Annotated in this window: 25 protein-coding genes; 5 read left to right on the forward strand and 20 right to left on the reverse strand. The window is 67.3% G+C overall.

The window, feature by feature from the left end; translation table 11 throughout:
- Window positions 1-29 precede the first annotated feature (29 nt).
- The 5 genes from SP6_RS18300 to SP6_RS18320 all read right to left on the reverse strand — a co-directional run bounded on the left by SP6_RS18300 (window position 30) and on the right by SP6_RS18320 (window position 6,054).
- Window positions 30-1,619: an indolepyruvate oxidoreductase subunit beta family protein gene (locus SP6_RS18300; protein ID WP_007405618.1), complete on the reverse strand. Its 1,590-nt coding sequence runs from the start codon at window positions 1,617-1,619 to the stop codon at window positions 30-32.
- A complete protein-coding gene (locus SP6_RS18305) occupies window positions 1,616-3,769 on the reverse strand; it encodes a thiamine pyrophosphate-dependent enzyme (protein WP_007405619.1) in 2,154 nt (717 codons plus the stop codon). Before SP6_RS18305 ends, SP6_RS18300 begins: the two co-directional genes overlap by 4 nt.
- Before the next feature lie 55 nt (window positions 3,770-3,824).
- Window positions 3,825-4,208 carry a hypothetical protein gene (locus SP6_RS18310; protein ID WP_007405623.1) on the reverse strand — a complete coding sequence of 128 codons (384 nt, stop codon included), beginning with the start codon at window positions 4,206-4,208 and terminating at the stop codon, window positions 3,825-3,827.
- 62 nt (window positions 4,209-4,270) lie between these two features.
- Entirely contained in the window at window positions 4,271-5,026 is a 756-nt protein-coding gene (locus SP6_RS18315) for a maleate cis-trans isomerase family protein (RefSeq protein ID WP_007405585.1), read from the reverse strand.
- A gap of 17 nt (window positions 5,027-5,043) precedes the next feature.
- Window positions 5,044-6,054, reverse strand: a complete 1,011-nt coding sequence (locus tag SP6_RS18320) for a carbon-nitrogen hydrolase family protein (protein ID WP_007405576.1) — start codon at window positions 6,052-6,054, stop codon at window positions 5,044-5,046.
- Window positions 6,055-6,157: 103 nt separating this feature from the next.
- Here SP6_RS18320 and SP6_RS18325 point away from each other — a divergent pair, with 103 nt between their 5' ends.
- Complete coding sequence (locus SP6_RS18325; RefSeq protein WP_007405580.1) at window positions 6,158-7,285, forward strand: cupin domain-containing protein; 1,128 nt, start codon at window positions 6,158-6,160, stop codon at window positions 7,283-7,285.
- Window positions 7,286-7,313: 28 nt separating this feature from the next.
- A complete protein-coding gene (locus SP6_RS18330; RefSeq protein ID WP_007405600.1) occupies window positions 7,314-8,225 on the forward strand; it encodes a fumarylacetoacetate hydrolase family protein in 912 nt (303 codons plus the stop codon).
- Between the two features lie 36 nt (window positions 8,226-8,261).
- Here SP6_RS18330 and SP6_RS18335 read toward each other — a convergent pair whose 3' ends face one another.
- Entirely contained in the window at window positions 8,262-8,669 is a 408-nt protein-coding gene (locus tag SP6_RS18335) for an acyl-CoA thioesterase (RefSeq protein WP_007405519.1), read from the reverse strand.
- Window positions 8,666-9,154: a MarR family winged helix-turn-helix transcriptional regulator gene (locus SP6_RS18340; RefSeq protein ID WP_007405586.1), complete on the reverse strand. Its 489-nt coding sequence runs from the start codon at window positions 9,152-9,154 to the stop codon at window positions 8,666-8,668. The genes SP6_RS18335 and SP6_RS18340 overlap by 4 nt, the downstream gene beginning before the upstream one ends.
- 122 nt (window positions 9,155-9,276) lie before the next feature.
- Between SP6_RS18340 and gstA the strand changes: the two genes are divergently transcribed.
- Window positions 9,277-9,921 (forward strand): glutathione transferase GstA, encoded by a 645-nt coding sequence (gene gstA / locus SP6_RS18345; RefSeq protein ID WP_007405516.1) that lies wholly within the window; start codon window positions 9,277-9,279, stop codon window positions 9,919-9,921.
- Window positions 9,922-9,950: 29 nt separating this feature from the next.
- On the opposite strand, the gene SP6_RS18350 is transcribed toward gstA, so the two are convergent.
- The 10 genes from SP6_RS18350 to SP6_RS18395 all read right to left on the reverse strand — a co-directional run bounded on the left by SP6_RS18350 (window position 9,951) and on the right by SP6_RS18395 (window position 18,980).
- Complete coding sequence (locus SP6_RS18350; protein ID WP_007405601.1) at window positions 9,951-10,910, reverse strand: LysR family transcriptional regulator; 960 nt, start codon at window positions 10,908-10,910, stop codon at window positions 9,951-9,953.
- 114 nt (window positions 10,911-11,024) lie between these two features.
- A complete protein-coding gene (locus SP6_RS18355) occupies window positions 11,025-11,414 on the reverse strand; it encodes a carboxymuconolactone decarboxylase family protein (RefSeq protein ID WP_007405544.1) in 390 nt (129 codons plus the stop codon).
- A 4-nt stretch (window positions 11,415-11,418) separates the two neighbouring features.
- Window positions 11,419-11,982: a cytochrome b gene (locus tag SP6_RS18360; RefSeq protein ID WP_007405611.1), complete on the reverse strand. Its 564-nt coding sequence runs from the start codon at window positions 11,980-11,982 to the stop codon at window positions 11,419-11,421.
- Between the two features lie 11 nt (window positions 11,983-11,993).
- Window positions 11,994-12,758 carry an SDR family NAD(P)-dependent oxidoreductase gene (locus SP6_RS18365; RefSeq protein WP_007405616.1) on the reverse strand — a complete coding sequence of 255 codons (765 nt, stop codon included), beginning with the start codon at window positions 12,756-12,758 and terminating at the stop codon, window positions 11,994-11,996.
- A complete protein-coding gene (locus SP6_RS18370; protein ID WP_007405612.1) occupies window positions 12,755-14,311 on the reverse strand; it encodes an acetolactate synthase large subunit in 1,557 nt (518 codons plus the stop codon). The genes SP6_RS18365 and SP6_RS18370 overlap by 4 nt, the downstream gene beginning before the upstream one ends.
- Window positions 14,312-14,321: 10 nt before the next feature.
- Complete coding sequence (locus SP6_RS18375; protein WP_007405587.1) at window positions 14,322-15,218, reverse strand: alpha/beta fold hydrolase; 897 nt, start codon at window positions 15,216-15,218, stop codon at window positions 14,322-14,324.
- Window positions 15,215-15,823, reverse strand: a complete 609-nt coding sequence (locus SP6_RS18380) for an amino acid synthesis family protein (RefSeq protein WP_007405532.1) — start codon at window positions 15,821-15,823, stop codon at window positions 15,215-15,217. The genes SP6_RS18375 and SP6_RS18380 overlap by 4 nt, the downstream gene beginning before the upstream one ends.
- A 91-nt stretch (window positions 15,824-15,914) precedes the next feature.
- Entirely contained in the window at window positions 15,915-16,394 is a 480-nt protein-coding gene (locus tag SP6_RS18385; RefSeq protein WP_007405559.1) for a VOC family protein, read from the reverse strand.
- Window positions 16,381-17,412: a WD40/YVTN/BNR-like repeat-containing protein gene (locus SP6_RS18390; protein WP_007405598.1), complete on the reverse strand. Its 1,032-nt coding sequence runs from the start codon at window positions 17,410-17,412 to the stop codon at window positions 16,381-16,383. The genes SP6_RS18385 and SP6_RS18390 overlap by 14 nt, the downstream gene beginning before the upstream one ends.
- A gap of 50 nt (window positions 17,413-17,462) precedes the next feature.
- Window positions 17,463-18,980, reverse strand: a complete 1,518-nt coding sequence (locus tag SP6_RS18395; protein ID WP_007405538.1) for an aldehyde dehydrogenase family protein — start codon at window positions 18,978-18,980, stop codon at window positions 17,463-17,465.
- 133 nt (window positions 18,981-19,113) lie between these two features.
- Between SP6_RS18395 and SP6_RS18400 the strand changes: the two genes are divergently transcribed.
- On the forward strand, window positions 19,114-19,914 hold the full coding sequence (locus SP6_RS18400) for a 2-keto-4-pentenoate hydratase (protein WP_007405520.1): 801 nt from the start codon (window positions 19,114-19,116) through the stop codon (window positions 19,912-19,914).
- On the forward strand, window positions 19,911-20,714 hold the full coding sequence (locus SP6_RS18405) for an SDR family NAD(P)-dependent oxidoreductase (protein WP_007405566.1): 804 nt from the start codon (window positions 19,911-19,913) through the stop codon (window positions 20,712-20,714). The genes SP6_RS18400 and SP6_RS18405 overlap by 4 nt, the downstream gene beginning before the upstream one ends.
- Window positions 20,715-20,768: 54 nt before the next feature.
- Here the strand turns inward: SP6_RS18405 and SP6_RS18410 are convergent, their stop codons facing one another.
- The 3 genes from SP6_RS18410 to SP6_RS18420 are packed head-to-tail and all read right to left on the reverse strand — an operon-like array spanning window position 20,769 to window position 24,810.
- Complete coding sequence (locus SP6_RS18410; protein WP_007405558.1) at window positions 20,769-22,229, reverse strand: NAD-dependent succinate-semialdehyde dehydrogenase; 1,461 nt, start codon at window positions 22,227-22,229, stop codon at window positions 20,769-20,771.
- On the reverse strand, window positions 22,226-23,440 hold the full coding sequence (locus tag SP6_RS18415; protein ID WP_007405571.1) for an MFS transporter: 1,215 nt from the start codon (window positions 23,438-23,440) through the stop codon (window positions 22,226-22,228). Before SP6_RS18415 ends, SP6_RS18410 begins: the two co-directional genes overlap by 4 nt.
- Window positions 23,440-24,810, reverse strand: a complete 1,371-nt coding sequence (locus tag SP6_RS18420; protein ID WP_007405579.1) for an aminotransferase — start codon at window positions 24,808-24,810, stop codon at window positions 23,440-23,442. The genes SP6_RS18415 and SP6_RS18420 overlap by 1 nt, the downstream gene beginning before the upstream one ends.
- Between the last annotated feature and the right edge of the window lie 211 nt (window positions 24,811-25,021).

Consider the following 25,021-nt stretch of genomic DNA (forward strand, 5'->3'; position numbering starts at 1 on the left):
CCGCGTAAAGGCGGAACCCCGGGTCGCCGTCAAGCCGAGGCAGCGACCGGCCCGGGCCCGGTGAACGAGGAGATGGTGGCAATCACGCCGTCCAGACCATCCTGCCCTGCGTCGCGGATCGCCGCTTCGCGCAGCCGCCGCGCCCAGTCGGCGGCGTCGCCGCGCTGCTCGATGGCGCGGATCGTCGCGATCACGCGGTCGAATTTCGACAGGCCGCGCGCATGAGTATCCGAATAGCCCTTGATGAGCCGCCGGCATTTCAACACCTCGACCGCCAGCTCATAATTGTGGCCGAGCGTCTCCATCGCATAGCCCAGCCACGCGTCGCGATGCGCGACCTCCACCGAATGGCGCAGCGAGCGGCGGCGCAGCACGCGCATCCCCGCCAGCAGGTACAGGGCGAGGAACCAGAGCAACGCATAAGTGCGCACTCGTCTTCCCCTGTTCACGCGGGCGTCGAGCCAGGCGTAGAGGCGCGGTCGACGTTCCAGCCAGCGGCCGATCCCGGCTGGCAATGTTCCAGCGACCTCCTCCATCCGCGGGTGCATGAACTCGGTGGTCCGCAGGATCTGGTCCGGGCGGACGCCGACCTCTCGCTCGATCCGCGTACGGCGGGCGGCGCGGGTCTTCAGGTCGGCAACGCGGATGACGTCGTCATAGGTCATCGCGTTGGCAAGATATTTGGCCGCATGTTCGGTGAACGCCCATCCGCGTGGCCCGCCCCCCGCGGCGCGGTCGGCCACGACGACGAGGGCCAGCGCGTCGAGATACTCCTCGCCATACCGCGCGTCCTGATAATCAACGACCTTCGCCAGCCCCGCCTGCACCATCGCCCACGCCGGCTGCGGCACCATGTCCTGCATCCGCGTCAGCAGCATCTGGAAACGCGGGTCGATGGGCGGAAGCGTCGCGGTGGGTGCCTCGACCGGCTCGGGTTCGGGCTCGCCCTCCGGCCCCGCCACCACGCGATCGAACGCCGCGTCGAACGTCTTGATGCTTGCCGCGACGCCCTTGCCGTCCGCCGCGATCACCGCGTGATAGGCGGATCGCACGAACGGCAGTGCGCCCGATCCGGCGAGCGCACCGAACAGCGCGGCGGAGATGACGCTGCCGTTACGCACCGCCAGCGCGTCCATGTCGAAGATGATTTGCTGGCGTGCGGTGACGCCGATCGCATCGACCACGGCCCCGCTTTCGGCGATACCTTCGCCCGGCGCGCTCTTCTCGCTGATCGCCAGCGACCTGTGGCTGGACGCGATCAGCGTGGTTCGGTCGGGCGTCACGATGCCGCGCAGGATCGACCGGCCCGCCTCCATGAATTCCGATGCCAGCACGATGTCGACATCGCCCGGCGTCGGCATCTGTGCCAGGATCGGCTTCTGCCCGTTCGCCGCGCGCATGATCTCGACATAATAGATCGTCGCGCCGGTACGCTGCGCTACGCCGGGGACGGAAGTGGATTGCGCCACCCAGCCCGCCTCCTCGGCCAGTCGCACGATCCAGCCGGTCAGCACGCCGCCGCCCTGCCCGCCCATCGCGACGATCGCGATCGCGATCGGCCGTTCGGTCGGCGGACCGGCCGGAGCGAGCGGCAGTACCAGTCCCTGTGCCACGCTCATGCCGACACCGCGATGCGGCGCGCGGCGCGGCGGCGCTGGAGGAAGCGGATCATCGCCATCGTCATCCGCTCGCCCAGCCGCTCGGTCGCGGTCGGGTTGTGCACCACCTCGGCCCGGTAGAAGGACGGACAGAGCGCCGCCGCCTCCGACACCTCGCCGCAATTGCCGCAGCCGACGCAGCTATTGTCGATCGCCGCGACGGGATCGTCGCGCAGCGGGTCGTCGAGCGTCTTGACCGACAGCGACGGGCAGCCGGACAAGCGGATACAGCTATGGTCGCCGGTGCAGACATCTTCGTCGACGCCAAACCGCTCCTTCACCACCCGCTTGCCTTCCTTGATATGACGCGCGACCAGCGGCTTCACGCGACGCTGCTTGTTCAGCATGCATTCCGAGGACGCGATGATGATCTTGGGCCCCGCATCGGGGGTGGTCAGCGCCTCCTTCAGGACGCTGCGCATCTTACCGACGTCATAGGTGCGATCGACCTCGCGCACCCATTTCGCGCCGATGCCGCGCACCGCGTCGATGATCGGGTTGTTGGTGGCGCGGGTCTTGTTCTCCGCCCGCGACGACAGGATGTCCTGACCGCCGGTGGCCGAAGAATAGAAATTGTCGACGATCAGGAACACGCCGTCATGCTTGTTATACACGGCGTTGCCGATGCCGCTGGTCAGGCCGTTGTGCCAGAAACCGCCATCGCCCATCACCGCGATCGAACGCTTGCCGGCCTTTACCCCGAACGCCGCGGTCGAGGCGGGGCCCAGGCCATAGCCCATCGTCGTGTTGCCGATGTTGAACGGTGGCAGGATCGAGAACAGGTGGCAGCCGATATCGGCGGAGACATGATGCTCGCCCAGTTCCTCCTGCACCAGCTTCATCGCGGCGAAGATCGGGCGTTCCGGACATCCGGTGCACAGGCCCGGCGGACGGGGGGGCACGACCGATTTCAGCCGCTCGACCGTCGGGTCAGCCAGTACCGCGCGCGCGTCGGGCACCGGCGGCCGATTGCCGAGCAGTCGCGGCGCATGATCCTCCAGGAACGCCTGCACCCCGATCATGATCGCCTGGGCGGTATAGTCGCCCGCCATCGGCAGCACGTCCTTGCCGCGTACCTTCGTCGCCAAGTCGCGGCGGCGCAGCACGGTGTGGAGCGCCTGTTCCAGATATTCGGGCTGCCCCTCCTCGACCATCAGCAGCGCGTCCTTGCCGGCCGCGAACTCGGCGATCTCCGTATCGATCATCGGATAGGTGACGTTCATCACATAGAGTGGAATCGCCGTGTTGCCATATGCGTCCGAAAGGCCGAGATATTGCAGCGCGCGGATGACGTTGTTGTACATGCCGCCCTGCAGGACGATGCCGACCGGCCCCTCGTCCGGCCCGAACCGTTCGTTCAGGTGATGATCGCGGATGAAGTCGATCGCGGCGGGCATACGCTGCGCGATCTTCTCCCGCTCGTGGGCATAGGCGGCCGGTGGCAGGACGATGCGGTCCAAGTCGCGCCGTGGGTTGGTCAGGGCGTCGGCGATCGTGAAGGCGGGTCGGACATTGTCCTTGCATGCGAAGCTGCCGTGCATGTGGCAGGTGCGGACCCGGACCTGCAGCATCACGGGCGTCGCCGACGCCTCCGACAACTGAAACCCCTTCTCGATCAGGTCGACGATGCAGCCATGGTCGGGACGCGGATCGAGCAGCCACATCTGCGACTTCATCGCGAAGGCGTGAGTGCGCTCCTGCATGATCGAGGAGCCTTCGCCATAATCCTCGCCGACGATGACCATCGCACCGCCCGTCACCCCGCCCGAGGCGAGGTTGGACAAGGCATCGGAGGCGACGTTGGTGCCCACCGTCGACTTCCACGCCACCGCCCCGCGCAATGGGTACATGACCGAGGCGGACAGCATCGCGGCGGCCGTCGATTCGTTCGCGGAACTCTGGAAATTGACGCCCAGTTCGTCGAGCACGTCCTTGGCATCGGCCAACACGTCGATCAGGTGCGAGATCGGCGACCCCTGATAGCCGCCGACATAGGCAACGCCGGACTGGAGCAGCCCTTTGGTGATCGCCAGGATCGCCTCGCCTTTGAAGACGTCGCCTTCCCCCAGCCGCAGATGCTCCACCTCACGCGCGAACGATCGCTCTGCCATGGTTCCTCGCCTCAATAATATGCATATGCATATATATAGGGCGTGAGCCTGTCAATCAGGTTGCGACGGTCTCGACCTTCGCCAGCCAGCGGTCGGCCTCCTCGTACGTATCGAAAATCGAGCAGTTGGGCAGATCGTGCAGCGTGCGGCCGACCTGCAAGCGCAAGAGCGCGCTGGGGACGATCATCGCGTTCAGCGAAACCGGCGCGCGCCGGACCAGATCGGCGAAGCCCCGGGTGATCTCTAGGACCTCCTGCGACTGGACCGGCCAGTCGCGCAGGTCGTCGAGCAGGGTGAAGCTGCGCGCCGCCGGCCCCGCCGCCCCGGCCAGCGCCGCGCGCATCCGGTCAACGATCGCATGGGCGTCATGTGCCGACCAGAAGCCGGTATAGCGGATGTGAAGCCGGCAACGCCGTGGATCAAACTGGGCATCGAACATCCGGATGCGCCTCTTTTTTTCTTACCCTTATCCGCCCTACCTAGCGCGGGACGGATGGACGATCAGTATTTGCCGCCCAGCAGCGCGCCGGCATCCGGCAGGCGACGTTCCAGCCCCAGCCGGTCAAGCATCTGATGCGTGGTGCAAACCGCCGCAGACACGACGGGCACACCGATCCGATCCTCCAGCCGCTGGATGATCGGCAGCGATGGCATCTGCACACAGGCCGACGCAACGAACACGTCGATCCCGTCCCGATCCACCTGCTGATAGATGTCGAGCAGCCGCTCGGGATCGTGGCGGCCGACGTCCAGATTGTCGGGTATCTCCAGCGCCGCGAAATCGCGAACGGCGATCCCCTCATTCTCGATATAGTCGACCACTAGCCGGGTGAGCGGCTTCATATAGGGGCAGATGATCGAGATCGTCTTGGCGCCCATCAGCTTCAGCCCCTCGACCAGTGCGCCGGCGCTCGTCACCACCGGGGTCGGCGCGCCGTTCTCCACGGTCCGCTCGTGCAGCCGCCGCGCCGACTCGCGGTGATAACCGGGCCCCATGCTCATGATCGCGACGAGGCAGGCATAGCCGAGCACGTCGACCCGGGCGTCGGTGAGTTCGATCGCGCAGCGGTCGCTGTCGCGGTCCATCGCCTCCAACTCCTCCTTCACCACCTTCTTCATCCGCATCCGGCTGGAATGGAAGGTGAAGCGCTCCGGCAGCACGGCTTCGCGCGCGCGCAGCATCGCCGGGATCTCGGTTTCCATGGTGGTGTTCGACGACGGCACGATCTGGCCGATGCGATAGCTGCGCTGAGTCATGGCGGTCCTCTGGCGGGTCAGGATGAAGGGGCGTCGGCGAGCGCCGGCAGGGGCTCGGCCTTTGTTTCGGCCGCGATGCGGACCGGCTGCTGCGGCATGGCGTTCACACGCAGGTCGAAGATGTCGAAGCGGTTATAATGGCCGATGATGTCGTGCATCTGCTTGGGCTGGATGCAGCGCGACAAGTCGATCTCGGCATAGACGATACCCTCCTCGTCGATCAGCGGCGCGCCGACGGTGCGACCATCGGGGCCGAGGATGCCGGAAAAGGCGCTGTTCTTCCGCTCCAGCCGCGCCCGCGCGTCGGGGACCAGCGTCTCCATCGCAGCGATGATCTCCTCCGACACGGTCGAGCAGGAGACGATCGTGAACAGCTTGCCCTCGAAGCAATGCGCCGCCGCGCGCACCCGAATCGCCTCCGCCATGTCATAGTCGGGCGGCGCCACCGGCAGCGCGATATAGCTGGCGACATGCACCAGTTCGCCCTGCGCCAGCAGGGTAAAGCGGGCGAGCGTGTTGGTATTTTCCCCGCAGGCGAGTCCGCCGAGCGGGCCGATCGCGGTATCGTACACCGTCAGCGTCGATCCGTCGCCATGCGCCCAGGTCAGCTTTTCCGCCCAGGTCGGCACCAGCTTGCGGTGCTTTCCCAGGATTTCGCCGTCGGGGCCGATGAACAGCATCGTGTTGTAGAGCGTGCCGAGCGACACCGGGCTGCGCTCATTGACGCCGATCACGACATGGACGCCCGCCTCCCGCGCGACCGTGCAGAGTTGGTCGACCTCCGGCCCCGGCACCATGATCGAGGCACGGACCAGCTTTTCGAACCACGCGCTTCCCGCGACCGGATCGACGATCCAACTCCAATAGGGATAGCCCGCCACGAACACCTCCGGAAAGGCGACCAGCGCCGCGCCGTTCGCCGCCGCCTCGCGGATCAGCGACGCCGCCTTGTCGACCGTGGCGACGGGATCGAGGAACGCCGGCGCCGCCTGCACGGCGGCGGCCTTGAAACGGGGCAGGTTCAGCATGGGCGAGCGATCCTTCCTGAGCGATCCGCCATCGATTGCCCGGATTGACAGCGCTTGGCAAGATGTTTTAAGCCTATAACAATATTCCACGAGGAGACGGTGCATGGCGACCGAGGCTTATGACGCATTCCGCGAGGACGTCGCCGGGCGTGCCAATGTCGGCGATACCGCCGAACTGATCGACTTCTATCGCGATCTGGAAGCCCAGCACGCCGGCGCGCTGTGGACCGTCGCCAACAAGATCGAGCCGTGGGAGCCGAAGTCGGGCTCCCAGCCCGTGGTCTGGCATTACGACCGGCTACGCGACCATGTGCTGCGCGCGCTGGAACTGGTCAGCCCGGAAAAGGCGGGGCGTCGCGTCGTCTATCTCGCCAATCCGGGCCGGCGCGACGTGTCGGCGGCGGTCGGCTGGCTCTATTCGGGATTGCAGGTGATGGGTCCGGGCGAGGTCGCCTCCGCCCATCGCCATTCCGCCTCGGCGCTGCGCTTCATCATGGAGGGGTCAGGCGCCTTCACCAATGTCGATGGCCACAAGATGACGCTGGGTCGCAACGATTTTGTGCTGACGCCCAACGGGACGTGGCACGAACATGGCGTGACCGAGGACGGCACGGTATGCATCTGGCAGGATGGGCTCGACATCCCGCTGATGAACGCACTCGACGCCAATTTTTACGAGGTGCATCCCGACCTGAACCAAGCGGTCGGCTTTCCGGTTGACGATTCCACCGCGACATGGGGCAACGCGGCGCTGCTGCCCGCCGGGGAAACCTGGTCGAAACGCTATTCGCCGCTGCTGAAATATGAGTGGGAGCCGACCTATGAGGCGCTCCTGCGCTACGCCCGTGCCAGCGACGGGTCGCCCTATGACGGCATCCATATGAACTATGTCAATCCCTTCAACGGCGGCCCGCCCATGTCGACGATCGGCGCATCGATGCAGTTGCTGCGCCCCGGCGAGCACACGCTGGCGCATCGCGAGGTCGGCAATTTCGTCTTCCAGTGCGCCAAGGGTTCCGGCCACTCGATCGTCGGCGGCAAGCGGCTCGACTGGAAGGAGCGCGACATCTTCGTCGTGCCGTCTTGGATGTGGCACGAGCATGTCAACGGCTCGGCGAGCGAGGACGCCTGTCTGTTCTCGTTCCACGACCTGCCGACCATGCGCGCGCTCGGCCTCTACCGTTCGGAGGGGCTGGCGGAGAATGGCGGCCGGCAGCCCGTCCTTCGTTGATCTTTCCCTCGTATTCGAAAGGATTTCCATGCGTCTCGTCACTTACCGCGCCGGGATCGAAGCCGAAGCTCGACTGGGCGTGATCGTCGACGGGATCGTCGTCGATGTCGCACGCCTCGGCGCGCGCGCCGGCGTACCGCTGCCAGCACGGATGCTCGATTTCATCGACCTGGGCCCGGTGGCGCTCGCCGAACTGGCGGCGCTGCTCAGCGAGGCGAAGGGCCGCTGGCCGGTCAACGGCGCGCTGCCGCTCACCAATGTGCGCCTGCTCGCGCCGATCCCGCGCCCGCGCAAGAACGTGTTCGGCATCGGTCTGAACTATATCGACCATGTCGCCGAAAGCGCGCAGGCGCTCGACACCTCGCCCGACCTGCCCAAGCAGCCGGTGATCTTCTCCAAGCCGCCGACCAGCGTGATCGCCCCGGGTGACCCGATCGTCCACCGCGCCGACATCACGCGCCAGCTGGACTGGGAGATCGAGCTGGGCTGCATCATCGGTACCACCGCGCGCCGCGTCCGCCGCGAGGACGCGCTAGCGCATGTCTTCGGCTATACCACGCTGATCGACATGAGCGCGCGCGACTGCCGCCGGGCAGGCCAGTGGATCTATTCCAAGGGGCAGGACAGCTATTGCCCGATGGGTCCATGCATCGTCACCGCCGACGAAATCCCCGATCCGCAAACGCTCGACCTGTGGCTGACCGTCAACGGCGTCGAGAAGCAGCGCAACAACACCAGTCACATGCTGTTCAAGGTCGACGAGCTAATCGCCGACATCAGTCAGGGCATCACGCTGGAGCCCGGCGACATCATCGCCACCGGCACGCCCGAGGGGGTCGGAGCCGGCCGCTCGCCACAGGAATGGGTCACGCCCGGCGACGTGATCGAGGGCGAGGTCGTCGGCATCGGCCGACTGCGCCATCCCGTCGTCGCGGGGTGACAGCGTGCCGGGTGGAGCGCCGCTCCACCCGGGCATTCACGCCGCGACCGGTTCGAGTGCCATCCGGAAATCGTCGGGCCAAGGGTGCGCGCGCGCGCTTTCCAGCGCCATACACACCAGCACCACCGTCGCGCGCAGCCGCGGGGCTCCATCGCAGGTCACATCGACCGACAGATGCGCGGAGCTGCGTCCGATGCGCGTCACGTCGAGCGCAAAGTCCAGCATCTCGCCCAGCCGGCTCGGCAATACGAACTCGGCCTCCAGGCTGACGGTCGGCACACCCAGCCCCAGCCGCTGGTGCATCGCGGCGAAGTCGGTGCCGACCACGTCGGCGAACAGATCCTCCACCGCCGCGTTCAGCATCTCGAAATAGCGCGGGTAAAAGACGATGCCGGCGGCATCGATATGCGCGAAGCGGACCTGCTGCCGCGATACGAAGGTCATGCCGTCTCCTGCTGCTCTGCCCCGAGCGACGTCTTCAGCGCGGCGAGCAGATCGTACAACGCCGCCAGCTTGTCATCGGGCATCGCGGCAAACATCGTCGCGATCCAGCCGTGATGCGCCGCCGCAAGCTCCTGGAAATGGCTGCGACCGCGCTCGGTCAGCGCCACGATCGAGCGACGGCGATCGTCGGGTGCCGGCCGCGACACCAGCAGGCCGTCCGCCTCCAGCTGCCGCACGACCGCCGTGACGTTGCCGTTCGACACCAGCAGCGACTGCGACAGCGCGCTCATGGTGATCCCGCCTCGATGCCGCTCCAGCGTGGCCAGCACGTCGAAGCGCGGCAGCGTGGTGTCGAACTGTTCGACGAAGCGGCGTCGCAGCCGCTTCTCGATCGTCATCGAGCAACTCAGCAGCCGCAGCAGGACACGAATGTCCAGCCGCCCGCCGAGTTCGCCGTCATGCTTTTCCCGAACGTGCTCCGTCACGCGCACTCCATTCTCGTCCAGCCGCCGTCATTTAATAATTTTAAGCTTAAACTATATTGATCCGCCCGCCAATAGGGCTAAGGCTGCCCAACAGGATTTCCGCCGGCAGGAAAAGGGGTCGCGTGAAATTATACCATGAAGTGCGGGGATGCTCGCTGGCGGTCGATATCGTCGCGCGAGAGATTGGCATCGCGCTCGACTATGAATGGGTCGACATGGTGCACAAGCGGCTGGCGGACGGCCGAGACTATCTGCACATCAATTCCAAGGGGACCGTACCGACGCTCGAACTGCCCGATGGCGAGCGGCTGAGCGAGGGGGCGGTCATCATGCAGTATCTGGCCGATCGTCATCCCGAAGCGGGCCTGCTGCCGGCGCCGGGAACGATGGCGCGGTATCGCGTTCTGGAATGGATGAGCTTCGTCGGTGCCGACCTGCACAAGGGCGGCTTCATGCCGATGTTCAAGGCGACGACGCCACCGGAGTATCGCGCGATCGCGCGGACCTATCTGGACGGACGGCTGGGATGGCTCGACGCACAGCTAGCCGACCGCGTCTTCCTGACCGGCGATCGCTTCACCATCGCCGACGCGCATTGCTACACGATCGCGATGTGGACGCATGCCCATGCCATCCCCACCGACGGCTGGCCGCACCTGACCCGCTATCTGGCGACCGTCGGTGCCCGCCCCAGCGTACGCGGCGCGGAAGAGACCGCCGCTGCGGAGGGGCGGCGCCAGCACGCCGCAAGGTCCGCTGTCCGGTAGGCGCTAAATCCGGCTGCCGGGCGTCCGGACTAGACCGCGCTGGCCAGGCGGATACCGCGCCCCGACGCGGACGACGGCGCATCACTGATCGCGGCCGTCAGATAGTCCACGAACGCCCGCACCTTCGACAGCGCATAGTTCCCGCGCGAGAACAGCAGGTACAGCGGCAGCCGCTGCGACACGACGTCGGGCAGCAGCACCTCGATCCGCCCCGCAGCGATGTCGCTCTCCAGCAGGAAGCGGGGCAAGTAGCCGATGCCCATGCCGGCCAGCATCGCCTCGCGCGTCAGCCGGACGCTGTTCGAGGTCAGCGCGCCACGATTGACCGAGATGATCTCGTCCGCCGACAGGCGCCACTCGCCGATCCGCGACAAATGGGTTTCGAGGATGCAGAGATGCTCCTTCAGTTCCGCCGCCGTCGCCGGGCGTCCGCGCCGGTCGAGATAGTCGACCGAGGCGGCCAGCACCATTTCATAGTCGCATAGCTTCACCGTATCGAGCGTCACGTCATATGGTTCGCCGACCCAGAAGGCGACGTCGAAATTGCCCTTCAGCAGGTCCGCCTTGCTGTCCGACAGGTTCATGAACAGCCGGATATCGGGATATTCGTGCAGGAAGGCCGGGATCGCCTGGGTGATGTTGAACAGCGAGGCGACGACCGGCGCATTGACCTTCAGGTCGCCGCGCGGCCGCGACAGCATGCCTGTCATCACCCGGTTCGCCTCGTTCACTTCGTCGGCGATGCGCGCGCAATGCTGGTACATCTCGCGGCCCGCCGGAGTCACCGTGACGGTGCGGGTCGTCCGGTCGAGCAGCTTCATGCCCGCCGCCTCTTCCAGCCGCGAGATCTGCCGGCTGACCGCCGCCTTCGAATAACCGAGCAGGTTGGCGGCGGCGGAAAAGCTGCCGGTACTCACCACCGCCGCGAATGACATCATCGCGATGGTGTTTCCGATATCGACCTTGTCGTCCATGATTGCCCGCGCCACTGTTACGTCCACGCATCAGCCTGTCCGCGAAGGGGGCAATATGCATTGTGAATGCAATAGTCGCTTTTCCACACCCCGTGCAAGCGGACGGGTCGGCGATGGGCGCAGCGACGCTCAGCCGTCGGGCGAGGCTTCCCAGGCCGCAACGACCTCGCCGGCGATGCGGAAGCTGTCGACCCCGGCCGGCACTCCGCAATAGACGGCGGCCTGCAACAGCACCTCCTGGATTTCCGCGACGGTCAGGCCATTGCGCAGCGCGGCGCGGACATGCGCGGCCAGTTCGTGCGGGCGGTTGAGCGCGGCGATCATGCCCAGGTTGACGAGGCTGCGACTGCGGCGGTCCAGCCCCGGCCGGTTCCAGATTCCGTCCCAGCAGATCTCGGTGGTCAGCCGCTGCATCGGCGCGCCGAAATCTCCTGCCCGGCCAAGCGCGGCATCGACATAGGTATCGCCCAGCACCGCGCGCCGCGTCCGCAACCCACGATCGAAACTGTCCTTCGTCATCGCGTCACCACCACATGCGCGGCAGCACGTCGGCGCGCCGGTCCCGGTCGAGGAAGCGATGCTTCAGCGCCCCGCCGACATGCAGCACGATCAGGCCGAGCAGCGTATAGGCGAGCACCCGGTGAAGCCATTGGAACACCGCGAACCAGCGATCGTCCTTGCCGAGCAGCTCGGGCACTGGGATCCCGAAGAAGGTGACACCGTCGCTCTGGGTGAAGCTACTCGACATCGAATAACCCATCACCGGCACCAGCACGAGCAGCACGTACATGGCGTGATGGACACCCTTGGCCAGTACCGCCTCGTGCCGGGGCAGCGCGGCGGGCGGGTACGGCAGCCGGGTACGCGCGCGAATCGCCAGTTGGACCAGCACGACCAGCAACGCGAGCAGCCCGAAGCTCTTGTGCAGCGGATAGAAGTCGCCGAACTTCGCGACGGCCTCGTCCGGCATCCGCGTCATCGTCCAGCCGGCGCAGATCATCCCAAGGATCAGGACCGCGCGCGCCCAGTGGAGCCCGCGCAGCACCGCAGGATAGCGATCGATCCGGTCCTGTTCGCCTTCGTCCATCGCCTACCCGTCTACAGATATATGCCGCGCGAATAACCGCCGTCGACGGTGATAGATTGGCCGGTGATCGCGGTCATCCCCGGCGCGGCGAGCATGGCGACGGCATCGGCGATCTCCTCGACCGACAGGATCCGGCGCATGGGGATCTCCGCGACATACGTCGCGGCGATCGCCGCCGGGGTCGTGCCCTGGGCTTGGGCATGACGCGCGAACACCGCGTCGAGGTGTGGCGTCGCGACGATGCCGGGATGCACCGCGTTCACCGCGATGCCGTGCGCACCAAGCTGGTCGGACAGCACCTTGGTCAGATGGCTCACCGCGACGTTGCGCATCCCGCTCAGCGTGTCCGACGAGCGGCCTGTTAGCCCGCCGATATTGACGATGCGCCCCCCGCCCTGCCGCTTCATCGCCGGCACGACGGCGCGCACATAGCGCAGATATCCACCGACCTTGGTATCGAGGTCGCCGACCAGCCCGTCGACATCGACATCCTCGATCGATCCGGCAACGCTGGCGGTGCTAGCCGCGCAATTGACCAGCACATCGATCCGCCCGAACCGCTCCAGCGTCCAGTCTGCGAGAGTATCGACCGATCGTTGGTCGAGCGCGTCGGAGGGATGGGCGTGGATGCGTGCGCCCGCCACCGTCCCCAGCGGCGCGGCCCGGCGCGCGGTCACCACGACCTGCATGGTACGGGCGAGCGCGGCGGCGACGGCGCGACCGATATCGCCGCTGCCGCCGGTGACGATCGCGACCGGCTCCGCGTGCGCCGTCATGGCAGCTCGGCCTGGATCAGCAGCGGCCCGTCCTTCGCCAGGCCGCGCCGCAGCGCCTCCGCGAAGGCGGCGGGCGTCTCGACCCGCACCGCCGGCACGCCGTAGCCGGCGGCCAGCGCGGTCCAGTCCGCGCGGGGATTGTCGAGCCTCGTCAACCGCGCGACCGCCGACTGGTCGAGCGGCACCTCTGCCCGGGTCAATTCGGTCTGGAGGATGCCGTAGCGGTGGTTGGCGGCGATCACGATCGTCACCGGCAACCGCTCGCGCGCCATCGTCCACAGCGCCTGCAGCGTATAATGCCCGCTGCCGTCCGACTGGAGCGCGACGACACGCGCTCCCGGCGCTGCCAGCGCCCCGCCGACTGCGCAGGGTAGCCCCTGGCCGATCGCGCCGCCGGTATTGGTCATCACCCGATGCCGCGCGGCCCGATGCGCCTGCCGCAAATAGGGGCCGCCGAGGGTCGATCCCTCCAGCGAGATCACGGCGTCCTCGGGCAGTTGGGCGACCAGCTCCTCGACGATCGCGTCGGCGGTCAGCCGCTCCCCGATGGCGGGGCACTCGGCCGACGTGCGGACCGGCGCCACCGCCGGCGCGCCCAGCCGATCGGCCAGAGCCTCCAGCGCGGCCGCATTATCGTCCGCCGCTGCGCCCAGCACGGTCAGCCGGTCGACGGTCACCAGTTCGCTCGGATGCCCTTCATAGCCGAAATAGCTGATCGGCGCGCGCGCCCCGGCCAGGATCACCTGTGCCGTCCCGAACTGGCGAAGCACGTCGTCGGGGAAATAGGCCTGCCGCTCGATCACCGGCAGGTCGCCGCCCAGCGACACGATCGCCGGATACGGCTCCATCACCAGCCGGATGCCGGTCGCCGCCGCCAGTCGCTGCGCGGCGCGCAGGCCGCGTTCGGCCAGCGCGTTGCCGCCGAGCAGCAGGATACGCTCGCCCGCCCCGCCCGCCACCGCCGCAGCCGCATCGATCGCAGCGTCCGGCACGGTCGTCGCCGGCGGCCGCATGGTCGCCGCCACGGCGGGGGCACCGGGAACGGCGGCGTCCATGATGTCCGTCGGCGCAATGATCGTCGTCACTGCACCGGGCGCAGCGACCGCTGCGTCGAAGGCAGCGGCGACGTCGGCGTCGATCGCCCCGACCGATCCCATCCGCACCACCCGTCCCGACACGGGCTTCGCCAGCGATTCGATATCGGACGTCAGTGGCGCGTCGTAGCGCAGGTGCCAGGTCGCATGATCGCCGATGATGTTGACGATCGACGAATGCGCCCGCCGCGCATTGTGCAGATTGGCGATACCATTGGCGAAGCCCGGCCCCAGATGCAGCAGCGTCAGCGCCACCCGTCCCGACACGCGCGAATATCCATCCGCCGCGCCCGTACACACCCCCTCGAACAATCCCAGCACCGGGCGGATCGACGGCACGCGTTGCAGCGCATGGACGAGAGTCAACTCGGTCGTGCCGGGATTGGCGAAGCAGATCTCCGCCCCCGCGGCTCGCGCCGCCTCCAGCAGTGCCTGCGCTCCATTGCGGACTTCGCTCACCCCAAATCTCCTATTTGCCGGTCTGGTCCAGGAAGTCGCGCACGATCCGGTGGAACGCATCGGGCTGGTCGTCGTGGACGTAATGGCTGGCGTTCATCACCATCACTGCCGCAACCTGCGGGTTGCGCGCGCGCATCTCCATCACCGTATCAAGCGGGCAGAAATCCGAATTTGCGCCCCGGATCACCAGCGTCGGCACCGTGATCGCGTCGACCACCGGCCACAGATCGACGACCCGATCCGGATCGGGATCGAGCCGCGTGGCACTGATCCCGGCGGCGTCGTAGCGCCAGCCGATCCGGCCGTCGCGTGGGCACAGGCTTTCCGCGAGCCGCTGTTCCAGCCCCGCCTCGCCCACCGTCGGACGGGTACGCCGCCAATAGGCCCGCGCCTCGCTCCACGACGCGAAATCGAGCGGCAGCGCCGCCATCTCGGCGCGGATACGCGCGGCGCCGTCGCCACGCACCGACGATCCGGGCGCGATATCCTCGACAATCAGCGCGCGCAGCCGTTCGGGATGGCGGGCGGCATAGACATAGGCGGTGGCACCGCCCATCGAATGACCGAGCAGCACGAAGCGATCGAGCGCCAGCGCCTCGACGACCGTTTCCAGATCGGTCAGATAGGCGTCGGTGTAATAATTGCGCGCCGGGTCCCAGTCGCTTTCGCCCCGGCCGCGCTGGTCGATCGCGATCAATCGATATTCGGGCAGCGCCGCGGCCAGTTGCCGCCAGGTGCCGGAAAAGCCGCGCAGGCCGTGCAGCAGCACGATGGCCGGCGCGCCCGCGTCGCCCCATTCGCGCACGCGCAGCCGCAGGTTGCCGGACTGGACGAACGCCGTGCGCTCACCCGCCAGCGTTTCCGGCGCGGCCGGCGCGCGATCAGACGGGGCGGCCGTGTCGATCACCGCAACCCGTCCTTGCCGACCGCCTGGTCGGCCGTCAGGCCGCCGAGGCGCGGATGCAGCCGCCCGCGCGTAGCGACCGCCATCGCCACCACCACCTCGTTCGCCAACGGCGCGTCGCCGAAGCTGACCGAAACGGTGTCGTAGTGCGAGCGAACGTACAGTGCATCCTTGTGCGCCAGCGGAATGTCGATCTCCGTCCCCGGCCCGCCCGCCTTTCCGGTCGACGGCACCCAGGACTCGGCGCCACCCACCGCCCGGCGGATCGGGTTGGCGAAATCGGTGGTCAGGAAGGCGTTGCCATGCTCATATTCGCCATTGACCCCGACGATCGCGGCCTTGCCGTAGCTGGCGGCCTTGCGCCCCGCGAGTGCGGCGACGATCCGCCGGCCGAATTCCTCGCCCAGCGCCGCCGACTTGGCGATCACCTCCGAAAAGTCGCTGGTGAAGCTGCCGGCATGTGGGTTGGCGATCGCCGCGGCGACGACGATCTTGAACACCGGCTCGCCATCGGCGAGCGAACCGCTCTCGATCGCCAGCGTCTCCTCCTCGAACACATACCATTTGCGGATGTGCAGGCCGTGAAAATTTTCGGGCTTGGCGGACATGTCAGGACTCCTGAAGGCCGACGCGGGCAGGCGTTCGCCCGGGCCGCGTCGGCAAGGGGAAAAGGGTGTCGCGGCCGGGCGGCCGGACGTCTCAGCGTCTCAGCGGCTTCAGCTCGACCGGGTCGGCCTTGCCTCCGCCGCGACGGAATTCGGCGATCGTCGCCTCGCCAGGATCGGCGGTCGGCGCGAAAATCTCGAGCATGTGACCGTCGGGATCGTAGAAATACAGGCCGTGCGCGATGCCGTGGTCCAGCACCTCGGCGATCCGCACCCCCTTGTCGAGGAAGGTGGCATAGACGCGGCGCAGTTCCTGCAATTCCTTGTCGCCGTCCAGTTCCAGCGCGATATGCTCGATCTCCTTGCCGCGTGTGGCATCGGGATCGCCGGGGAACAGCGCGATGTCATGGTCGTGATGACCGAAGGTCATGAACAGGCCGCCCTTGTACGGCCCGTCCGCCACGCGCGAGCTGACCTCCATGCCCAGCACGTCCTTGTACCACGCCGCCGAGGCTTCCGGGTCGCGGACATAGAGCACGACATGCGCGATGCGCTTGATCCTAGGCGTGGACATGGACGCTTCCCTGATAGGCCGGCACCCGGGGAAGCCAGGTGATGTCGGTGATCTCGTTGAACTCGCGCCATTCCTTCTGCCAGCTCCGGCCGCCGTCACGGCTGGAGAACAGGTCGCCGAACTTGGTGCCGATCAGCAGGAAATCGGGATCGGCGGCATTGCCGCCTGCCGCCCACAGGCACGAATTGGGCCGGACCGGCAGCTCGACCGGGTGGAAGGTCGCGCCCTTGTCGGTCGAGCGGAGCAGCGCGCCGATCGTACCCGGCGTCCCGTCGCCAATGCCCAGGAAAAGCTCGTCGCTGTCGGTCTTCTTCAGGAGGAAACGCGAATAGCGCATGCCCCAGCTGTCCTTCGCACCCGCCCGTGTCCACGTCTTGCCGCCGTCCTCGGAACGGTAGAGCGCGTTCACCACCAGCGCCAGCACCACCTTGGGCGTGCCCGGCAGGACGATGATGTTGTGGATGTCGGAGTTGCCCGCGGCGGTCGGCCAGCTGGTATCCAGCCGTTCCCAGTCGGTGCCGCCGTTGGTCGAATGGAACAGGCCACCCTCCTCGACCCCGGCCCAGACGTCGAGCGCATTGTCGGGATCGACCGCCAGCGCCAGCATCCGCGGCCGGCTGACGCCCGCGCACTTGGCCGGCATCTGCAATGCCGTGCGCTCCCACGTCCTGCCCGCATCGGTCGACCGGAAGAAGATCGACGGCGTCGGCGAGCCGGTGCCGGCATACATGATGTCGGGATTGCCCGGCGCCACCGCCAGCTTCCACACCGCCATGTCGTTCAGCGCGCCATCGACGCGTGACCAGGTAACGCCGCAGTCCTTGCTGTGGAACAGCCCGCGCTCCGCCCCGGCGAAGATCGACTGCGGATCGCGCGGATCCGCCAGCAGGCAGCGGACGCGGTCGTCATATTCCAGGTCCTGGTCGATGCCGATCCGGTGCCAGGTCTCGCCATCGTCGTGGCTGCGCATCACCGCCTGGCCGTCAGTAGATACCAGCAGGGTCTTTTCCGTGGCCATCTCGTCCCTCTCGTTCTTGTGTTGATGCAGGCGGTCGCGGACGTCCGCGATCAGCTCAGATTGACCCAGACGCTCTTGATCTCGCTGTAGAGCTCCATCGCCTGGCGGCCATGCTCGCGCCCCCAGCCGGACTGTTTGAAGCCGCCGAACGGCGATGCCGGATCGACCAGATTGAAACAGTTGATCCACACCGTCCCGGCCTTCACCTGAGCGGCGATCCGGTGTGCACTCTTCAGATCGTTGGTCCAGATTCCGGCGGACAGGCCGAATTCCGAATCGTTGGCCTGTGCGATCAGGTCGTCCGTGTCGTCCCACGACAGCGCGCTCAGCACCGGGCCGAAGATTTCCTCGCGCACCACGCGCATGTCGCGCGTCGTGTCCGCCAGGATCGTCGGCTGGAAGAAGAAGCCGCCGTCCAGTCCCGCATCCAGCCCCGCAGGCCGCTGCCCGCCGGTGTGCAGCCGTGCGCCCTCATCCGCGCCGATCTGCACATACGAGCTGACCCGGTCCCACTGCTCCTGCGACACCAGCGGCCCGAAGTTCGTATCCGGGTCCAGCCCGTTGCCGATTTTCAGCTTGGCGGCGTGGCCTGCGACCGCGTCCAGCAATTCGTCGTGGATCGTGCGATGGGCATAGAGCCGCGAACCGGCGGTGCAGGTCTGACCTTGGTTGAAGAAGATGCCCGCTGCGATCGACGCCGCGGCGGCGGGAATGTCAGCATCGGGCAGGACGATCTGGGGCGACTTGCCGCCCAGTTCCAGCGACACCTTCTTCAAATTGCCCGTCGCGGCGCGGGCGATCGCCTTGCCGACCTCGGTCGATCCGGTGAACGCCACCTTGTCGACGTCCGGATGATCGACCAGCGCCGCGCCGGCATCGCCGAACCCGGGCACGATATTGATGACGCCGGCGGGAAAGCCTGCCTCCAGCGCCAGTTCGCCCAGCCGCAGCGCGGTCAGCGGCGTCTGCTCGGCGGGTTTCAGTACCACGGTGCATCCCGCCGCAACCGCTGGCGCGATCTTCCATGCCGCCATCGACATCGGATAGTTCCACGGCACGATCAGCCCGGCCACACCGACCGGTTCGCGCGTCGTATAGTTCAGAATCTTCAGCCCGCCGCGCGGCGACACCGGCAGCGTCTCGCCACCGAACTTGGTCGGCCAGCCGGCAAAATAGCGGAAGGTCTTGATCGAGCCCTCGACCTCCACCAGCCGGGTCAGCGTCGCCGGCTTGCCGTTGTCCAGGCACTCCAGCACCGCCAACTCGTGCGCGTCGCGCTCGATCAGGTCGGCCAGCCGATAGAGCAACAGCGAGCGGTCGTTGGCGCTCATGTCGCGCCACGCCGGATTCTCGAACGCGCGCCGCGCCGCCTTCACGGCCAGATCGATATCCGCCGCCGCGCCATGCGCGACCTGCGCCAGTTCCTCGCCGGTCGCGGGATTGATCGTGGCGAAGGTCCGACCGGACTGCGCGTCGACCAGCTTGCCATCGATAAGCAGGCGGCGCGGCGCCTTTGCCAGTTCGCTGCCGAGTCGTGTCGCCACATCCACTGCCGAAAGCGTCGTCATCCTGCTCTCCCGTCGCGACTCCCTTGAGTGAATCGCCGTGGCACACCTTCTACGCATGATAGTTTAGAGAAACAATAGGTAATTTTAAAGCTTATCTGTTGCGTAATCGGTACAATCAGGGCATTCCCTTTCCATGCCCCTGTGCTCTCACATCCGCGACCTTGCCGACGCGATCGCCGACGCCCATGCGCGGCACGAGGTGATCCCGCCCCCTGCCACCGCCCTGACACTGACGGACGGCTATGCGGTCCAGGCAGAGGTCGGCCGGCGCGTCGGCGGCGCGGTCGCAGCCTATAAGGTTGGGCTGACCAGCCCTGCCGCGCAGCAAGCGATGGGCACGCGCGAACCGATCGTCGGGCGGCTCCACGCCGCAGATATCCTGCATGGCAACGCGGTCGTTCCGTCCGGCACCCGGCCGCGCTTCGCCGAGGCGGAACTGGTGGTGGAGATCGGCCGCGACCTGCCGCCGAGCAACGCGCCCTATGATCGCGACCGGGTCGCGGCGGCGGTCGCGGCGGTCCATGCCGGGATCGAACTGTGCAGTTCGCGCTATGCTGCCGAGGATGTCGATATCGGCGCACTGGTGGCCGACAACAGCAACGCCGAATGGCTGGTCGTCGGCGACCGCCTGTCGACCCGGTGGGAGGATCGCTTTGCCGCGCTGGACGCGATACTGCTCCGCGACGGCATGCCGCCGGTGCGGGGCAGCACCGCCGCCGTGATGGGCGACCCGCTGGCCGCGCTGACCTGGCTGGCGAACTGGCTGACCGCGCGCGGCGAAATGCTGCGCCAGGGCCAGTTCGTCGCGACCGGCAGCTGCACCGGGATCACCGAAATCGCGCGCGAGACGCGGCTGTCCAGTCGCTTCGCCGACGGCGGCGAGGCCCATGTCCGGATCGGCGATCCGGCTGATCAAGGGGAGGAGAAGGAATGAGCCTGAATCTGGGTATCGAGGGTCGCACCGCGATCGTCACCGGCGGCAGCGTCGGCATCGGCAAGGAAACCGCACGCAAGCTGGCGCAGGCCGGGGTCAACGTGACGATCGCCGCGCGGACGAAGGCGACGTTGGACGCGGCGGCTGAGGAACTGCGGGCCGACACCAGCGGGACGATCGACGCGATCACCGTCGACACCACCGATATGGCGTCGGTCCGCGCGCTGGTCGACGGCACCGCCGACCGCCATGGCGGCGTCCATATCCTGGTGAACTGTGCCGCCGCGCCCGGCGGGCTGGTCCGTAACGCGATCGAGGAGGCGGATGAGAAGAATCTGCTGCTCGACCTCAACACCAAGCTGCTCGGCTATTTCCGGATGTGCAAGGCGTGCGTGCCGCACATGCGGCGGGCGCAATGGGGCCGGATCGTCAATGTCGGCGGCCTGACCGCGCGTTGCACCGAGGCGTTGAGCGGGATGCGCAACACTGCCCTCGTCCATCTGACCAAGACGCTGTCCGACGAGGTCGGTCGCGACGGCATCACCGTCAACATCATCCACCCCGGCGTGACCCGTACCGAGCATGTCGAACACTGGTTCGCCGACATGGCGAAGGCGGAGGGGATCACCTACGACGCGTTCGTGAAGCGCGAGGCGGGCGACCCCGCCGCGATCCGCCGGATGCTGGAGGTATCGGAGGTCGCCGATCCCATCGTGTTCCTCGCCTCGTCGCTGGGCAGCGGCATCACCGGCGAATCGATCGCGGTGGATGGCGGCCTGTCCCGCGCGGTGTTCCTGTAAACGGGCGGGCGGCGTACGGCGCCGCCCCGCCCGACCCGGGATCGGCGGGATGCCTCACATCCCGCCGATCCCGACATATTTGATCTCGAGATAATCCTCGATACCGTATTTCGAACCCTCGCGCCCCAGTCCCGACTGTTTGACGCCGCCGAACGGTGCGACCTCGGTGGAGATCAGGCCTTCGTTGATGCCGATGATCCCCGCCTCAACCGCCTCGGCGACCCGGAACACGCGGGCGACATCGCGGGTGTAGCAATAGGCGGCGAGCCCGAATTCGGTGTCGTTCGCCAGCGCGATCCCCTGTTCCTCGGTGTCGAAGCGGACGACCGCCGCCAGCGGGCCGAACGTCTCGTCCCGAAAGCACTGCGCCTCGGGCGTCACGCCCGCCAGCACGGTCGGCGTGAAGAAGCTGTGGCCGAGCGGGTGGCGTGCGCCGCCCTCCACCACGCGGGCGCCCAAGGCGACCGCATCCGCGATATGCGCCTCCACCTTGGCGACGGCGTCGGCGTCGATCAGCGGGCCGATCTGCACCCCCGCGCCCCGCCCGTCTCCGACACGCAACGCTGCCACCCGCTTTGCCAGCGCCGCGACGAAGCGGTCGTGGATACCCGCCTGCACGAGGAAGCGGTTGGCGCAGACGCAGGTCTGGCCGGCATTGCGGAACTTGGCGATCATCGCGCCGTCGACCGCCGCCTCCAGATCGGCATCGTCGAAGACCAGGAAGGGCGCGTTGCCGCCCAGCTCCATCGACGTCTTCTTGATCGTCGGCGCACATTGCGCCAGCAGCGTGGCGCCAACTGCGGTCGATCCGGTGAAGGACAGTTTGCGTATCACCGGGCTGTCGCAGATCGCCTTGCTCATCGGTCCGGCCGATCCGGTGACGATGTTGCACACGCCGGCGGGCAGGCCTGCCCGCTCCGCCAGCACGCCCAGCGCCAGTGCCGAGAAGGGCGTGGCGGAAGCGGGGCGGACGATTCCGGTACATCCCGCCGCCCAGCCGGGCCCGACCTTGCGCGTCATCATCGCGGCCGGGAAGTTCCACGGCGTGATCGCGGCGAACACCCCGATCGGTTGCTTGAAGGTCAGGATCCGGCGGCCGGGCGCATTGGGCGGGATCACGTCGCCATAGATCCGCTTGCCCTCCTCCGCGAACCATTCGATGAAGCCGGCGGCGTAGCGGATCTCGCCCTTCGCATCGGCGAGCGGCTTGCCCTGCTCGGCGGTCATGATGGCGGCCAGATCGTCGATATGCGCCAGCATCAGCTCGAACAGGCGGCGCAGCGGGACCGCGCGTTCGGCGGCGGTCAGCCGGCTCCAGGCCGGGAAGGCCGCCGCTGCCGCCGCGATTGCACGCTCCGTCTCGGCTGCCCCCAAGTTGGGGACGTGACCGATCGTCTCGCCGGTCGCCGGGTTGGTGACGGCGAAGGTGCCGCCGCCATCGGCCTCGACCCATTCCCCGCCGATCAGCGCCGCCTGGCGAAAAAGGTCGGGGTCGGTGAGTGTCAGCGCGGTCATAGCGAATTCCGGACAGAATGGGGTCGAATGGCGAAGATGGTCAGCATCAAACTGGCGGCGATCACCGCGCAGCTCGCCCATAAGGCGAGGGTATAGCTGCCCGACGCCAGCGTCATGCCGACGGCGGCGGGGCCGAAGCCCATGCCGAACGTCTGGATCGATCCCATCGCGCAGACCACCCGGCCCTCGCAATCGGCGTCGCAACAGATACCGGACAGCAGCGGCTGCGCGAAGTTCCACGACATCAGCAGCAGCACCATCGCGATGGCGAAGGCGGTGGACGACACGCTGCCGACCAGCAGCAAATAGCTGACGACCGTTACTGCGCCGCTGATCGCCAGCGGCCACGCCCTCCCGGCCCGGCGCGGCAGCAGGCCCGCCAAGGCCGCGCCGCCCATCCCGGCGAAGGTGCCCAGCGACAGGCCGTGCGCGATCTGTTGCGCATCCAGCCCGCTCGCCTGGCCGATCCGTTCGCTATAGCTCCACACCGCGCTGATCGCGAAGAAATAGAAGAACACGGATATCAGCGACAGTGTCGCCAGCCGCCGGTCGAGCCCGCCGCCACTGCCAAATTCGGCGTCCTGCTCCAGCCGGCGGCCGTGCGGAAACCATTTCAGGCCCAGCGCGACCAGCGCCGCCAGTGCGGCATTGGCAACGAACAGCATCCTCGGCCCGATCTGCGCCTCGGCCAGCGGCAGCGCCAGCAGGATCCCGGCCCCGATCAGCGCGCCGAGCACCAGATAGACGGCGAAGGTCCGGTCCGGATTGGCCGCCTTGCCGAACGCCGCGAAGGCGAAGCCGACCGCGATCCCCTCCCCCGCGCCGGCCACCACCCGCGCTGCCGCGATCGCGGCATAGTCATGGGCGGCTGCGGTCGCCAGATTGCCGAGCACGAGCAGCGCCAGCCCGACGCCAACGCTGATCCGCCAGTCCCAGCGCGGCAGCAGGAAAGTGCTGACCCCGATCATCGCGGCCATCGCATTGATGTCCCATGCGGCGATATAGCCCAGTTGCCGGTCGTCCAGCCCCGCCTGCGCCGCGATCAGCGCCAGGAAGCCGGGTGTGACGAGGATCACCAGCGCGCCGACGATCCCGACCGCGATCGCCGAGGCAAGCGCGGCATATCCGATCATCGGCCCGGTCGCCGGCTTGCCGCCGGCGGGGGCGAGCGGCGGCGGCGCCGCCATCGCGCCCCCCGCCCCGTCGGCCATCAGCCGATATCCGCGCGGACCGCGTCGACCGCGGCCTTGAAGGTCGTGACCAGCGTGTCGACCGACTCCCGGTCGATGACCAGTGGCGGCGCGAACACCAGCGTATCGCCCAGCGCCCGGGTGATGAGCCCGCGGTCCGCCGCCGCCTTCAGCACCTGCCGCCCGGTACGCTGCGCCATCGGAAAGGCTTCCTTCGTCGCGCGATCCCTGACCAGCTCGATGCCGATCATCAGCCCGCGCCCACGGATTTCGCCCACCATCGGATGGTCACCCAGCGCCTCGTGCACCCGCCGGTGGAGATAGGGCCCGACATCGGCGGCGTTCTCCACCACCTTGTCCTCGTCGATCGCGCGCAGCGTCGCGAGCGCGGCGGCGGCGCCGACCGGATGCGCCGAATAGGTATAGCCATGGCCGAACAGCCCGGCGACGTCCTTCTGCGCCTCGAACACGTCCCACAGCTTGGGCGAGATGTAACAGACCGACATCGGGAAATAGCCGCCGGTCACGCCCTTCGCCGCGGTGATGAGGTCGGGCTCCAGCCCATAGGTCTGCGCGCCCCAATAGGTGCCGAGCCGCCCGAAGCCGGACACCACCTCGTCCATCACCAGCAGGATGTCGTGGCGCTTCAGGATCGGCGTGATCTCCTCCCAATAGCCCTCCGGCGTGGTGATCAGGCCGCCCGCGCCCATCACCGGCTCCGCGAAGAAGGCGGCGATGGTGTCGGCGCCCTCCCGCTCGATCAGCGCTTCCAGCTCGGCGGCAAGCGATTTCGAGAATTCTCGCTCCGTCATCCCCTCGGCCGCCTTGCGGTAGTGATGCGGCGCGGTCACGTGCAGGATCGGGCCCAGTGGCAGGTCGAACAGCGCGTGCATCCCGGGCAGGCCGGTCAGGCCGGCGGTCATCACCGCCGATCCGTGATAGGCGTTCCAGCGCGCAATGATCTTCTTCTTCTGCGGCCGTCCGAGCAGGTTGTTGTAATACCAGATCAGCTTGATCTGCGTCTCGTTGGCATCGCTGCCCGACGCGCCGAAGAATACACGCGACATCTTCACTGGCGCGCGCTTCAGCAGTTCGTCGGCGCACTCGATCGCCACGTCCGTCGACATGCTGTTGAACGTGTGGAAGAACGACAGCCTGCCGCTCTGTTCCGCGATCGCGTCAACGATATCCTGCCGGCCATAGCCTAGGTTGACGCACCACAGTCCGGCCATGCCGTCCAGATAGGTGTTGCCATGGATATCGGTGACATGGAGCCCCTTGCCCGACGTCATGACGTTGGGCCCGTCGCGATACAGGTCGTTCAGCGCAGTGAAGGGGTGGAACAGCGACTCGCGATCGATCTGCGCGGCGCGTTGGATGTCGAGGGTCATGCGGGCGATCCTAGAGGCTGGAAGAGGAGAGACGATGCAGGCCGGATACCGGCGCGGCGACGGGTCGGCATTTCCCGTACGCATACGGACTTGGTGGCGTCATCGCGTCCTTCTCCTGCCGGGCCTGCGCCACTTGTTCTTTGTCAGCAACAGTAATACTATATAGACGGGCTAAGTTGTCAATACGCAACAATGGCCAAGTCGCCCACCG

The organism is Sphingomonas paucimobilis NBRC 13935, from assembly GCF_000739895.2.
Lineage (GTDB): Bacteria > Pseudomonadota > Alphaproteobacteria > Sphingomonadales > Sphingomonadaceae > Sphingomonas > Sphingomonas paucimobilis.

Coding starts and splice junctions, on each gene's coding strand:
- SP6_RS18305 (WP_007405619.1), bottom strand. CDS start 3,769: ATGGCAGAGCGATCGTTCGCGCGTGAGGTGGAGCATCTGCGGCTGGGG.
- SP6_RS18405 (WP_007405566.1), top strand. CDS start 19,911: ATGAGCCTGAATCTGGGTATCGAGGGTCGCACCGCGATCGTCACCGGC.
- SP6_RS18400 (WP_007405520.1), top strand. CDS start 19,114: ATGCCCCTGTGCTCTCACATCCGCGACCTTGCCGACGCGATCGCCGAC.
- SP6_RS18365 (WP_007405616.1), bottom strand. CDS start 12,758: ATGACGGCGCACGCGGAGCCGGTCGCGATCGTCACCGGCGGCAGCGGC.
- SP6_RS18380 (WP_007405532.1), bottom strand. CDS start 15,823: ATGTCCGCCAAGCCCGAAAATTTTCACGGCCTGCACATCCGCAAATGG.
- SP6_RS18395 (WP_007405538.1), bottom strand. CDS start 18,980: ATGACGACGCTTTCGGCAGTGGATGTGGCGACACGACTCGGCAGCGAA.
- SP6_RS18420 (WP_007405579.1), bottom strand. CDS start 24,810: ATGACCCTCGACATCCAACGCGCCGCGCAGATCGATCGCGAGTCGCTG.
- SP6_RS18300 (WP_007405618.1), bottom strand. CDS start 1,619: ATGAGCGTGGCACAGGGACTGGTACTGCCGCTCGCTCCGGCCGGTCCG.
- SP6_RS18355 (WP_007405544.1), bottom strand. CDS start 11,414: ATGACGAAGGACAGTTTCGATCGTGGGTTGCGGACGCGGCGCGCGGTG.
- SP6_RS18315 (WP_007405585.1), bottom strand. CDS start 5,026: ATGACTCAGCGCAGCTATCGCATCGGCCAGATCGTGCCGTCGTCGAAC.
- SP6_RS18360 (WP_007405611.1), bottom strand. CDS start 11,982: ATGGACGAAGGCGAACAGGACCGGATCGATCGCTATCCTGCGGTGCTG.
- SP6_RS18415 (WP_007405571.1), bottom strand. CDS start 23,440: ATGGCCGACGGGGCGGGGGGCGCGATGGCGGCGCCGCCGCCGCTCGCC.
- SP6_RS18310 (WP_007405623.1), bottom strand. CDS start 4,208: ATGTTCGATGCCCAGTTTGATCCACGGCGTTGCCGGCTTCACATCCGC.
- SP6_RS18330 (WP_007405600.1), top strand. CDS start 7,314: ATGCGTCTCGTCACTTACCGCGCCGGGATCGAAGCCGAAGCTCGACTG.
- SP6_RS18320 (WP_007405576.1), bottom strand. CDS start 6,054: ATGCTGAACCTGCCCCGTTTCAAGGCCGCCGCCGTGCAGGCGGCGCCG.
- SP6_RS18410 (WP_007405558.1), bottom strand. CDS start 22,229: ATGACCGCGCTGACACTCACCGACCCCGACCTTTTTCGCCAGGCGGCG.
- SP6_RS18390 (WP_007405598.1), bottom strand. CDS start 17,412: ATGGCCACGGAAAAGACCCTGCTGGTATCTACTGACGGCCAGGCGGTG.
- SP6_RS18325 (WP_007405580.1), top strand. CDS start 6,158: ATGGCGACCGAGGCTTATGACGCATTCCGCGAGGACGTCGCCGGGCGT.
- SP6_RS18385 (WP_007405559.1), bottom strand. CDS start 16,394: ATGTCCACGCCTAGGATCAAGCGCATCGCGCATGTCGTGCTCTATGTC.
- SP6_RS18335 (WP_007405519.1), bottom strand. CDS start 8,669: ATGACCTTCGTATCGCGGCAGCAGGTCCGCTTCGCGCATATCGATGCC.